A 13,459-nucleotide genomic window follows, 5' to 3' on the forward strand; every position below is an offset into this window, starting at 1 on the left:
AAAGTAGTTTAGAGCTAAAAGTACCAAAAGTGAAATAAACTAAACATATTCGATTCAGGACTATTTGACTGAGATATTACACCAATGTCAGCAACAGGCAAGATGCCTGTTCCACAAGAAAATTAATTCTTTGTGGAACAGGCATCTTGCCTGTTCAGAAAAGGCTTATTGAAATTGGTGCAAGATATCAGTTTAACACAAGGGCGATCGCACTTAGCATTTCTTCAAACAACGGATTGCCAAAACTCATCAATTGCACGGAAGCATTTTCGTCAAAGATATCCGGGTAAAATGTGATATAATAATCGCGACTTTTATAGTTGAGATGCCAAGTGCGATTTTCCGAGCGATCGAAGATAGCGCCCATCTGCTTTAAAATCAAAGAATTGACAAACAAATTTTCGATTGTTTCAGGAAACAGAGAAGTCGGCTGCAGAGGTTGACGGATTTCTTGCAAGTCTGATTCTACATCCATCGCTACCATTTCATCGAGGGCCGGGCCGCGAGGCGGCGCGTCTAAAATGCGATCGAACTCTCCCAACAAAACGCCCTCTTCTTCGGGATCTGCACTCATCACAGCCTGTTCGATGAAAGTGGGAACTGTTGCCAGAATAGGTTGCAAATTGCCGACTACGGTTTGAAAAGCATCGATGCGATCGCGCAATTTCTTGTAAACCTTCGCCTCTACCGTTCCGTCATAGTAAAAATTGTGTATTCTTACAGTATCATAAATCTGGCCGATGCGATCGAGCCTGCCGATGCGTTGTTCGACTCGCATGGGATTCCAAGGCATATCGTAGTTGATTAAAACGCCGCAAGTTTGCAAATTTAGCCCTTCTGATGCGGATTCGGTACAAAGTAAAATTTTGATGATTCCTTCTCGGAATTTGGTTTTGATTTGTTCTTTCGGAAAAATTCGCCATTGGCCATTTTGATACAATTCTCCGCCGCGCCCGGAATAGCAAGCAATCTGAGCACCATATAATTGTTGTAAAGCAGTTCTGAGATAGTCCATTGTGTCGGTGTACTGCGTGAAGACGATCGCACTTTCGCGCTGGATTAGTTCTTGACGCAAAATTGTGATAAAATGCGAAAGCTTGCTATCTTCGCCTGTATTCTCAAATTGATAAAGTAAATCTTCTAAATATTTAATTTCTTCAGGATCGGCTGGTTCAAAATAAGATTCCATTCCTTCCAGAATCACATCATCGGCATCATCTAAATCCTGAAAATCATCCTCAGTAATGCTAATTCCTTCGAGGCGGCGCTGCAATGATTCGCGGATGGCATAAAACGAACTTGTCAGGCGTTTGCGGTAAAGAGTCATCAAAAATCCTAACGCTTTGCGGTTGTCTTTTTGCGCTAGATTGTAAAAGTGGCGCACGTAATTGCTGACGGCGAGATAAAGCGGCACTTCGCGGTTATTTTCTAATGTAATCGCATTGTCTCTGACTGCGCGGTGGGGAATATCGCGATCCAACAATCCCCGCTGATAGTATTGGCGCAAGGTGTCGCGGGTGTGGCGAAACATCAAATCTTTGAGGGGAGTATTCACTGTCAAATATTGGCGGGAAGCGGCGATAAAATCCGTGTCTTCAGCAACTTGTTTCGGGTTGACTCGCTGGTTTTTTTCCCAGACATCGCGCAACTTATAATATAGTAGCCGATCGCCCTTCTGTAAATATTCCTGCAACCGAGTACAGGGCGAACCGCCTTGGTGGAAGTAATCCACAGACATCTGCTGCCAAAAATTCAAGTTTTGGCGATCGGGCTTTTCCGACAATGTGCTAAAATAATTGCAGAAATTCTCACCATAAGACCAATGTCCGTGGAGTCCGAGAAGTTGCAATAAATCGAAAACTTCGATCGCATCAATCTGCATGGGCGTGGCGGATAATAATAACAGCGATCGGCTTTTTTCTTTCAATTGCTGCATTAACTCAAGCAACCGATTCGGAGTTTCCTTGCGGTTTTGCGGGCTTTGGCGGCGGGCGTGATGCGCTTCATCCAGAATCACCAAATCCCACGGTTGCGCGTCTAAAAGCTGTTTTGTGCGATCGCTCCGACGGACTAAATGAGATGATGCTAAAATGAGATTTTGGGAATTCCAAATATTTTCTTCCCCTGACTGACTTTTCTCCCCATGCGGATTTTTTAATTCACCTTTGCTATAACTCCAAAAGTGCAAGTTAAATTTTTCGCGCAATTCTTCGTGCCATTGCGGCTGAATGCTGGCTGGTGCTAAAATTAACACGCGCTTAACTTTTTGGCTGACGAGTAAGTAACGCAGAATTAACCCAGTTTCGATGGTTTTTCCCAATCCAACTTCATCGGCAATTAAGAAACTTTTCGGGAAATTTGCCGCCACTCTACGCAATATCTTAATCTGATGCGGCCAAGGTGCGATCGGAATAGATTTCAAACAATAATCGAGACAACTTGGCGAAGCGTACAAATTGAAAAGCGGTTCAAATTTAGCATAATCTAGGAATAATTCAGAATCCCCAACAACTCCTCCTAAATCCCGACTCCTAACATCCGTTACATCCGCTACATCCGCTACAAAATCCGTTGCCGAACCTTCCTCATCCGTTACATCCGCTACAAAATCCGTTGCCGAACCTTCCTCCCGATTCCACACAGGTTTACTGCTGGGCGCGTAGTTTAGCAGCTTATTTTTCACCGCTTCCGGCACTTCAAAAACGCGCACATTCGGCGATAAATTGTTCCACAACTGTTCAAACCGAAAAATCTCTTCAGAAACTCGTTCTGCATCTCTGCCGCCTTCCCAAGCACAATAAACGTGGAAAGATTCAACGTTGCTTTCCCAACCGCTGAGAGATTCGTTATTGGAACCGCTAAAGGCTAATTGTGCGCCGTTACAGTCGGTGAAAATGCCGACTTTTTCGTGAAAAATATGCTGGCGATCGAGTAAACTTTCAGTATCTATTGGTAAGCCGTTAGATTTGAGGGGAACGGCGATTTTAATATCGAGATAACTGTTTTGAATCAGCCAACTGAGGATTTCAAAATGTTTGAGTTGGGCGAAGGTTTTGGGCGGCTGTAAATCGGTATCGAGGCGGATGGTAACTGCATCTCGGAGGGCGTAACCTTGTTGGATAGCTTGCAAGTCTTGCGGGCTGAATTGACAGCCCATGATTAACCGCATCCGCCCTTGATTGTGCAGCATTGCGCCCAATCCCTGCGCTACTTTACTGAGGATGGCGCTGTTGAAAAAGCCGGATTTGCGATCGTACTGTAGAGCACATTCTAGCGCGGGAATGTAGAAATCGGCGATCGGGTTATTTTCGTTGCTAGAATAGCTGATGCGCCAGGGATAATCTGTTAAATTCATGTTATTAGTTATTTGTTATTGGTTATTTGTTATAACCATTGATAATATGGCAACGGAAAACACGCTGCCCTGCCTTAAAGTACCACCAATAGTCCGACAGGGGTTGAAACCCCTGCCTCAAAGCTAAAGTCCTCTGAAGAGGACTGAAAAACTCATTAGTCATCTTCAATAATTATTGTGGGGTAGACATCCTGCTTGCCCTTTACAGGCTTGTCTGCAGATGTCGATTAGTCCTCTTCAGAGGACTTTCGCTTTGAGACAGGGAATTCATTCCCTGGCGGACTGGCGGGTTGGCGAGAGGACTAGCGGACTGACAGCTTAAGTTGACACCAATAAGCACAACGCCGTATCCCTTTTGTCCCCTGATTCTTTCAACCACCTAACCAAAATCTAAACTCAACTGTCCCTCAAACTGAATTTCCATCTGTTCATAAACAACCTTCGCCTTAATCTCATCCATCGCCAACCACAAATCTAACAAAGCCTTCTCCTCCGGGATGCGTTTCTTCTCATCCCCAATACGCGGAATCACTTTCAGCGCCACTTCTATCGCCCGCATGAAATTATCGTTATCAGTCAAAGCCGTTTTTTTCATAAACTCGCGCACGATTTGAATATCTCCGTCCTCCTGATACAAACCGATAATCGCGTGCAATCCATCCACTAAATAGGTAATCGAAAAATCTTGCGTATTGACCGAAAAAGCTCCTTTTTTCAGCCGCTGTTTCGGTGTCAAAAGTTTGCAAGTGCCGCTAGTCGAGTCAATTAATTTGTAGACTTTTGCTAAATCAACGACGTTGAAACCGCCGACGGCGAGGGCGAGTTGTCGCGCTTCATCGAAGGGGAACTCGACAGCGCCAAAGGCATCCCACGCGAGGAAATACCATTGAGTCAGGGCGTCAAATCCGGCGGTATCGGTTTGTGCAAGTTTGCGGAAGCGATAGTTTGCAATGGCTTTTCTGGCTTCAGCAAAAGCAACTTCCGGGCGCACTTCTTCGCCGCTGCTGTCGAGGATGGGATAGGAACGGCTGAACACATTTAAAGCCGGGCCAAAGGCGCTTAAATAAAGGTCGATACCTTTGATGTCGTTGGCTTCAAATTCCGGGGCGCGTTGTTCGACGAGATTGGCGACTTCCGGGCGCAAATCATCCCACCAAGCTTGGGCGGCGTTAGGATCGCGTTTGCGACAGACGAGGAGCACTGTACTAGAAACCGAGTTTTTCTGCGCTTGGTGCAAGTTTTGCGGGTTTTCGGTACTGACGGCCCAGGATGCGGTAATCTCGAAACCGGCATCAATGAGGGATTTTGTGAGTACGTCCCACGCGCCGGATTCTTTATGGTTGAATTGGACTGTCATCACGCCGTCATCGCGCAAAACTCGGTAATATTCGCTAAAAGCTAGCGCCATTTTTGCTTCGTAATCTTGTTTGGCGAGTTCATCGGGGGATGTGCCCATGTTGCGGAAGCGGAAAGGATTCGCTACAGCTTCTCTCGCTTTTTCAGTAAGTTCTGACCAGAATAAATCGGGGAATATATCGCCTAGTGTTCGTTTCATCCAAACGTAGAAAAAATCGGAAAGATCGGCATAGGGAATTGTGGAATAATAGGGTGGGTCGGTGATAATGGCATGGACTGAATTGTCGGGAATGTAGTAAAGGCTATCGGCGGATGCGCTATCGATTTGGATGGTTTTGGGGTCGTATTGTTCGATACCGAGTAAGCCGGTTGAGTGGGGTTTTGTGCCGAATAAAGCGCATAAACTTTTATATTCTGACGCAAAAGCATCAGCACACCAATGCCATAATTCTGCGGCCCCATTTATTTCTGGATAATTCCACGTTAAATTTAGAGCGTGAGTTTTAGAGGCTCTATCTACTACTGCACGGCTTGAATGCCAGCCTGATAATCTAGAATTATGGTCTACACATCTATCTAATACTAAAGCTAAGTAAGTTGCGATAGCCTCTACCTTCTCCGGTTCGTACTCAGCCTGTAGCAGCGCCTTAGCTTCGTTGATAATTTCTACATAGGTGACAAGCGTTAGAAGCTGACGGGAATTGAATAAGTCTTCATACTTTCGTAAGCCATAGTCATAATTGCCCGGTGAATTGTGCAAGTCGGTACTGGTCGCTTCATTGGGAATTAATCCCTTAATAATAAATTCCGCATAAGTTTGATTTAAATAATCTTGTGCTTTTTGAAGACCGTAAAAATCTAGATTAGCAGGAGTTCGGAATTCTAATACAGATTTGTTTTTTTTATAAGCTACTGCATATAGCTGATGTCCAAAATTATTAACAGATGTATAAAGTTTGATCTCTTGCTCTGTGATAACAGCATTACAATTGCAGCATTTGCCAACGGCTCTACTTAAAGTAGATAAGGTATTTGGATCGTATTCACCCGCATCCGTTTTAATCGTCGTATCCTTGCCTTTCTTCCCCTTCACAAACTCAAAATCAACCCGCTTCTCTTCCAAGTTAGGAATCGGTTTCACCGCACACCATTTATGTAAATTCTGCTTTTCGGGCCGCTTATACAACCACCAATTCGGACTCAACGGTACAACCGACTGACAACTCGGACAAACCACCGTATGAGCCCACAAATAAGTCTGCACAGTTTCCCCCGGTAAAGAAGGGAAAAACTCAGTTAATCTTTTCTCCGCTTCATCCCCCACCCATTTCACCCATTTATCAATATCCTCCTGCAAATCCGGGCCAAATTTCAGCGGATATTCCATCGCCGCCTTCATCGTCACCACCGCCACCGGATTGAGATCCGACGCCAACACATTCAACCCGTACCGCGCCGCCTCAAACGGAATGCTTCCCCCACCCGCAAACGCATCTAAAATCGTCGGTGTGCGATTCCCCCACACCTTCTCGCAATAGTCGTGAACTTTTTTAATTCGCACCGAAGACGGGGGAGTTTTGTAGAGTTTAATTTCCTTCCCCGGTTCCAATCCCAGCAAATATTCAAACTCTTCTAAAGAGATATCTGCGGGTAAAATCGACCCCAACACCGAAGCGCGAGAAAACGATAATGGTTTGCGCGAATACCAGCGATGCAATCCTTTAAATGGATTGCCGCCGTGTTCGTAATAAACCTGCTCGTTTAGCAGATTTACGGGCATGATTTTCTCGATGAAGAGGTGAGGGCGCATGATTTGTTGGTTGTTGGTTATTGTTTTTAGGAACAGGCAAGATGCCTGTTCCACAAAGATTTAATTTTATTGTGGGGAGTAGGGGGTTGGGCTTCTAGCCCGCCCGGAACAGGCAAGATGCCTGTTCCACAAAGATTTAATTTTATTGTGGGGAGTAGGGGTTGACTTTGACTTGAAATCTTGTCCCCCCCTTCTTAAGGGGGGCTAGGGGGGATCTCCGGGTTGTGCCTCCTAGCCAGCCCCTAAAAGGACTCATTCCCAACTCCTATGTGCATTGGTATTATCCCAAAATTTCTCGCTCAACTTTCAAATACCTCCGTCTTTTCAATGATAAACCATTCGTGGTACAATACTGCCAAGAAAAACTCTTCTCCTTTTGGGCGATCGCACACAGCCATATATCCCGATACAAACATATCATCATCAAAAGTTGTATCCTTAAGAAACAGAGTCAGCGAGTTGCCATCCGCGCTCCAAATTGTCCGCAAAATCGTGATATTTTGGTGACGAGATGCTTCAACTGGCAATAACACCCACCGCCCCTCAATCTCGATAAATTCAGGTTCGCCGTATCTAAACTCCGACTCCCATGTCTCCGGCCCTTCATGCTTCTCAATAATCCGATCCCACCGCACTGTTTTAATCTTGGCTAAAGTTTCATTAGACAAATCAGCAACTTTCATCAGATTAATCTCCCAATAAATTTTGCTTGTTTGTATCGAAGTCTAGATCCCCCCTAACCCCCCTTAATAAGGGGGGGACCGGAAGCAGTCAAAGTCAACCCCTACTCCCCTTCTTAAGGGGAATTTAGGGGGATCTAGACTTAGCGTAAAAACGAGATTTCTCAAGGATTTTAGTAAAATCGAATCAATCTCCCAATAAAATTCGCAAAGCTTTCAAAGCATTAGAACGATTGCCATTGGCAATTTTTCCAAACCAATAATGTGCCTCTTCATTACTCATCGCCATAATTCCCTCGGCAATATTCGCAATTCGTTCGGTTTTCGATAGCGGTTGCAGCGATTGAAATAAAATCGCCAAACTTACGCCGGATTCTTCTGATAATATATAAGGAGTTTGTCGCTGCTGAGATAAACTTTTAGGGTCGTAATTATTCGCTTTGAGAGTTGCATAAATTGTTTGTCTGGCTAAAACCAGAGCATTTCCTTTGAGTCGCCCCATTTTTTTCGCAGCAGGACGTTTTTTCTCTCCGGCTTTCTTGTAAGCACATTGGTAGAGTTCTAATGCGAAATTGTTATTTTGTAAAGGCAAAACTCGTAATTGAAATTCTTGCATAAAATAATCAAAATTATAGCATATTCCAGGTTTTTAGGGGCGTGGCACTGCTTATTGATATCAACTTAAGTTCAAAGGTAGTTACAGATTGTTGGTAATAGAATTAAACTTAGATCCCCCCTAGCCCCCCTTAAGAAGGGGGGGACCGGAAGTAACTCAAAGTCCCCCTTCTTAAGGGGGATTTAGGGGGATCTAGACTCAGATAAATACGAACTGTTTCAATATATGACCCTTGCCATTAAATTTAGACGCTCTACTGGATTGCGATCGAGCGTTTGTTTTATACTACTAATATCCGAGGCATTTGCTGGCAAAGCTGGCTTGAATTCTAAGGTGAGTGTCAAACTAACATCGGCTTGCGCGTCGGGACTGTTCAACAAACTGTTGATAGTCGAGAAAAAGCTCTGAAATCCCCGCATTTGACCTTGATATTCCAGCCGCACAAATTGATCGCCGGTTTGAATGGTTGCGGTTTGGTCGATTTGCGGTTGCCACCGCTGCAATAGGGCAATTGCCGTTCCCAATTTACGATAATCCATTACTTGATCCACAGACAATTCTAGCACTTCGATGCCTTGCACTTTGTGGTCGCTAATGCGATCGCCCAATCCCGCAAATACCGCATTTATCGTGCCGTCGAGTTCGATAATCGGCGGTTTCGCATCCCACAAACTCGGCTGTAGCGTTTCTACAAGATAAGCAGAATTCCTGGGATCTCGCACGCTAGGAACTTGAGGATTTAGATTGACATTGGTTGCTTTTTCTGCTGTCTCACCGTTACCGTAATCGGCCACCACACGAAAAATACTGTTATTAACAATGGTGGCGTCATACTCATCGGAAGGGCGGAAATTTCCCGGCACTAAAGTATTATCTTGATACAAACTAACCGTCAATGCTCCTTTCGCTTTCCACCTCACCCGCACGGGTTTTGCCGCTTCTGCACTCGGCATCAATTGAGCGCTGAGTTCCACTTCTTTCGGCGCTGGAGGTTCGAGAATGCCGCGCTTGTATAGGGAGGCGCGATCGCTAAATTCGATCGTCTCCGGCAGTGTCAACACGCTATCATCGGTTTTGATAAATAGTCTCTCCCCGACTTTCATATCCCAATTGCCCATTTTCAAACCGTCGCGAATCGTCTCCCGCAGCATCGAAACTTCCGCATCAAGGAGAATATTCAAACTCCAATCCTTAGCAAAAGCATCGCGCAGCGCCTTAGTCGTCCAACTATCCAACCCCGCAGGCCAAACTTTTTGCAGGATAAAAGCCGGGGCGAAAGGTTTAGCTTCTTCCGGGCGAATCTTGCCGCAATCTTTGAGGGCTTTAAGAATCACATCTTGCTGGTTGTTTTTGCCTTTCACCATACTCGCATCCTGCGCGGTAAGAGTGTAGTGCATCAATCCTTTCGGTGCTTTTACTTGGTCATTTGAAGGATAAAATAAATGGCGGTAAGCATTAGTCAAAGATACTCTCACAGCTATATCTTTTGCGCCTTCCCGTTCCTTCAATTGCTTCTGCTGGCTTCCCGATAAATCTGCCAGCCGATTCTGACTTTTGAGAATATTTTGAATAGCTTTATATTCTCTGGCATTGTCGATCGCAGTTTCTAATTCTAGCCGATTTGCCACCAAAAATAACAACCGATTCCGGTAGGTGCGAAACTTCCCCGATTCGCCGCTATTGTTAAAAATTCTCTCGATTAATTCCGGGGCTGCGTCGGTAGAAGCATTCACCGTCGCATCGTCAAAGTCGATCGCGCACAAAGCCACATCATCCGGGTTATCGTCTACATCTCCGGGACTTTCGATATTAGAAACTAAGGTAAAGAATTTCTTGGCAAAAATGCTATCCCGGCGAGTTCGCAAATCATCTTTCGCGAATCCCCTCCCAACTTGTTCCTTCTCCTCCGTGATAATTTTGTTGATCGAAGGTTCTTCTTTAAACCGGGCTAAAGATGTGATCGGATCGGAGTCTAAATACCAGGCTACCTTAGTCAATCTTTCTAAAGCGCGATCGACAAAACCGCTGTCAACCCCCGGAGTCAGCAGCGACAAATTCAACTCAGCCAGCCGAATACCCGAAGAATTTCCCTGAGTCAGAGAATGCAAAAATATTGTTCTGCTTACCCAAGTAGAAAACGGCGGTTTTCCCGCTGCTATCCATTCCCCATCTTGCAATTGTGCGTAAGCCGCCCTACCATCGGCATTGTAGATATCAGCGCCGATCGCATTCCGCAGGGGCGATCGTTGCAACCGAGAAGTCAGATCGTTAGTAATTTCGCCATCCATCCCTATAGGAATGTGATGCGTGTGAATCATCGGCATCCAACCGTCGCGATTTTCCCACAAATGCCGCACGACTTGCGCGAACAATCGCAAAGCGCCCCGCGTCTTCTGGAATTCGGGAATAGAAGCAATTTTTTTAGTAAGAAGATTGAACAATTCCGGGTGAAACGGATAACTTTGGGCGATCGCTTTTGAGTATGACGCATCTTTGCACCCATCGGGCAAATTAACGCGGCAATTGCGATAAGCAGCCAAATATTCCGATGCCGCTTTTTGCGCCGCTTCCTCGCTAACTCTGGCAAACACGCGCTGTTTAACGATGTTGTAAATTTCGATATCTGTAGAAGGACTCAAAACCCTTTCTTGCCTTGCGGAAGCGCGCATCGTTTCTTGCAATTCTGCCGTTTCTTCCCCAAAAGTATCTGCAGTCGAGGCGAGGGAATAAACCAACACTAAATTATCGCAGGCTGCGGCCAAATCCATCAAGGAAAATAGAAAAGCTACCACTTGTTCGGCTAAATCGCTTCTGCCAATTTTTTTCGCTTTTGCCGATCGCAAATACCGCGCAATTTCATCTAAAATAATCACAGTCGGCTGTCCCCCCGTCAACCGTTCTAACACCGAAGTACCGGGACTGACACCGCTTTGATCGCTGCCGTGTACTAACTGATAGCCTGAAATCCCGCCAATTTGGTAAGCAATTTCGCCCCAAAGAGTGTAGGTTGTCAAGCCGCTGTCCGAGTGATAAACTCCTTGTTCTGGGTCTAAATCTCGACCGTCGATCGCTGCAACGGCGATCGGGCGATCGGGAATAACGCTAATATCTGTAAAGCGTTCCAATCCGTGAATTTCTCGCCCTTGCTTGCAGATATGCCAGAGTGCAATTTCATCGTGAGTTTTGCCGCCCCCAAAACTCGTTTCCAAACGAACCACCCCCGCCCCGGCGCTTTGCTTCATCAAGCGGCTGAAAACTTCCCGGATTAGGGTTTTAATGCCATCAGTTGCGAAGGTATTGGCAAAGAATTTATTAGCATCTTGATAAACTTGAGGTGCAGTTCCTTCGACTACCAGCCGCAATTTTGCTGCAAATAAATCTAGAGACAAGTCTCCCGATAAAATCTCATCTCTGGGCACGCAGGTATCAAAGATTAATGGCAGCATCTAACGATCCTTTGGTGTTGGGTAAATGATTAAAATCTACATTTCCGCCGCTAACAATCACGCCAATCCTCGCATTTTCAGCCTGCACCACACCTGACAACAAAGCCGCCGCCGCTAACACTCCTGTCGGTTCAACAACTATCTTCATGCGTTCCCACATAAAAAACATTGTGCTGCGAATTGCCTCTTCTGAAACTGTTGCCATATCATCAACATAATGCAGAACCAAAGGAAAGGTTAATTTCCCCAAAGATGGCGTGCGCGCACCGTCAGCAATCGTATCCGGGTTAGTAACAGTTTGCAGCGTTTTCGTGCGGAACGATCGCGCAGCATCGTCTGCTTGCTGGGGTTCTACTCCTATTACTTTACACTGCGGAGACAAAGTTTTTGCTGCGATCGCGCATCCCGACAGCAAACCCCCGCCACCACAGCAAACCAGCAGCAAATCTAACTCCCCAACTTCTGCGATTAATTCCAGGGTCGCCGTACCTTGTCCCGCAATTACCCACGAATGATCATAAGGAGGAATAATTGTCAAGTGTCGCTCCTCGGCAATTTTGGCGGCGAGATCTTCCCGCGCAACTTGAGTGCGATCGTACAAAATAATTTCTGCGCCGTAGCCGCGAGTCGCCTCTTGCTTGACTTTTGGCGCATCTGCCGGCATCACCACAGTAGCAGGAATTTGTAGCAACTGTGCGGCAAGGGCGATCGCCTGCGCGTGATTTCCCGAAGAAAAAGTCAACACTCCCCGCTGTTTTTGGGCTTCAGATAGCTGAATCAAAGCATTGCAAGCACCCCGAAATTTAAACGAACCCGTGCGCTGAAAGTTCTCGCACTTGAAAAATACCTGAGAATTTGTGCGTTTGTTGAAAGTTTCCGAAGTCAGCACCGGCGTCTTGAAAGCTTTGCCCTGCAAGCGATTTGCCGCCGCCTCCACATCTGCAAAACTGACTGATAAAGGATTTTGGGCACAGAAGTCGGCACTCATAGATTTTAGATCTGGGCGATCGAGGACTCTATTTGTAGGGTGGGCATTTCCCGCTTTACTCCTACCATTAAATTATAAATTTTTATCATAAGCTTATTAAGAATTATCATTAGCGGTTGCGCTTAATTGTTAAAAAAGCTGTGGACTAAAATCAAAGTTATGACAATTTACTATCAAAAATCAAAGGGGCGTTTGTACTTGCACAGGAGAGGGATTAAGGAATACAAATTTAACCACCGCCCGATTAATTGTAGGGAAACAGCACGGCGCAGTGTCCTGATTTTCGGTAATATCAAATCCATTGGCATCGGAATTATTCATCTCTCTCTTCCCTTTCTCTGTATCCTCTGTGTCCTCTGCGGTTTAATTATTCCCATACAATCGGCATGGATATAACGGGTAAAATAAACCGGATTGGATGGTGAAATTGCCCTCGCGAGTGCGATCGACTTCAACCATCGACAACAAGGCAAAAGAGAACACGGCAATGCCATTTCCCTACAAAAAAAATAGCAGCTAAATTGTTTAACAATTACCAAAAAAAAGGACACAGCATGGCTGTGTCCTTACCCGTATCTTGTAGGGACACAGCATTGCTGTGTCCCTAACCGTACCGATATCCCGATTAGGATTCTTGCCGTTTAGAACAAGAACAATTCAGAATTACCGGAAACTCCTAAATCGACATCGACAGTGGCAAACAAACTGTTACCACCAACCGTAGAACCGTTGCTATCGTAATACAGTTTAGTAGACGCAGACAAACCGTCGTAGATAGCCATGATGGACGGCCCGGTTAAATTTAGTTCGAGATCAGTTACAGAAACTGTGCTGCTGTAAACGTAGAAACTCGAACCCAAAGGCCCAGATCCGGTCGTAAAGGCTGCAAAACCAGTGCTGTCGAGGTTAATTTGATCCTCAGCAGTGCTGTAATTGGTAATAAAATCGCCGCCGTCAGCAGTAGTTCCGGTGAACACAAACACATCCAAACCAGCACCGCCGTTGAGAACATTGGTTCCCACACCACCGATTAAAGTGTCATTCCCCTCGCCGCCGTTTAGAGTATCGCTACCCGCGCCGCCGAAGATGCTGTCGTTACCTAAACCGCCGTCGAAAATGTCGGCCCCAGAACCGCCGTTCAAGATGTCAGCAAACTCAGTGCCGGTGACGTTATTAGCTGTCGCACTTCCTGTAAATAAGACAGGAGT

General features: G+C 45.7%; 7 protein-coding genes. All 7 read right to left on the bottom strand.

Annotated elements, in window-relative coordinates; all coding sequences use genetic code 11:
* Nucleotides 1–187: 187 nt before the first annotated feature.
* Nucleotides 188–3,355 (bottom strand): SNF2-related protein, encoded by a 3,168-nt coding sequence (locus QUB10_RS17500; protein WP_333204025.1) that lies wholly within the window; start codon nucleotides 3,353–3,355, stop codon nucleotides 188–190.
* Nucleotides 3,356–3,734: 379 nt separating this feature from the next.
* Nucleotides 3,735–6,491 (bottom strand): DUF1156 domain-containing protein, encoded by a 2,757-nt coding sequence (locus tag QUB10_RS17505; protein WP_333204026.1) that lies wholly within the window; start codon nucleotides 6,489–6,491, stop codon nucleotides 3,735–3,737.
* A 329-nt stretch (nucleotides 6,492–6,820) separates the two neighbouring features.
* Nucleotides 6,821–7,204, bottom strand: coding sequence for a hypothetical protein (locus QUB10_RS17510; protein WP_333204028.1), 384 nt, complete (start codon nucleotides 7,202–7,204; stop codon nucleotides 6,821–6,823).
* 184 nt (nucleotides 7,205–7,388) lie between these two features.
* The gene (locus QUB10_RS17515; protein WP_333153784.1) at nucleotides 7,389–7,817 is read right to left on the bottom strand and encodes a DUF7680 family protein; all 429 of its coding nucleotides are present in this window, start codon (nucleotides 7,815–7,817) and stop codon (nucleotides 7,389–7,391) included.
* A 218-nt stretch (nucleotides 7,818–8,035) separates the two neighbouring features.
* Nucleotides 8,036–11,263: a DUF499 domain-containing protein gene (locus tag QUB10_RS17520; RefSeq protein ID WP_333204030.1), complete on the bottom strand. Its 3,228-nt coding sequence runs from the start codon at nucleotides 11,261–11,263 to the stop codon at nucleotides 8,036–8,038.
* Complete coding sequence (locus QUB10_RS17525; protein WP_333204032.1) at nucleotides 11,244–12,251, bottom strand: threo-3-hydroxy-L-aspartate ammonia-lyase; 1,008 nt, start codon at nucleotides 12,249–12,251, stop codon at nucleotides 11,244–11,246. The genes QUB10_RS17520 and QUB10_RS17525 overlap by 20 nt, the downstream gene beginning before the upstream one ends.
* A 641-nt stretch (nucleotides 12,252–12,892) precedes the next feature.
* The coding region (locus QUB10_RS17530) for a calcium-binding protein (protein ID WP_445300790.1) at nucleotides 12,893–13,459 on the bottom strand (567 nt) is incomplete at its 5' end.

This window comes from Microcoleus sp. B5-D4 (assembly GCF_036705145.1).
Classification (GTDB): Bacteria; Cyanobacteriota; Cyanobacteriia; order Cyanobacteriales; family Microcoleaceae; genus Microcoleus.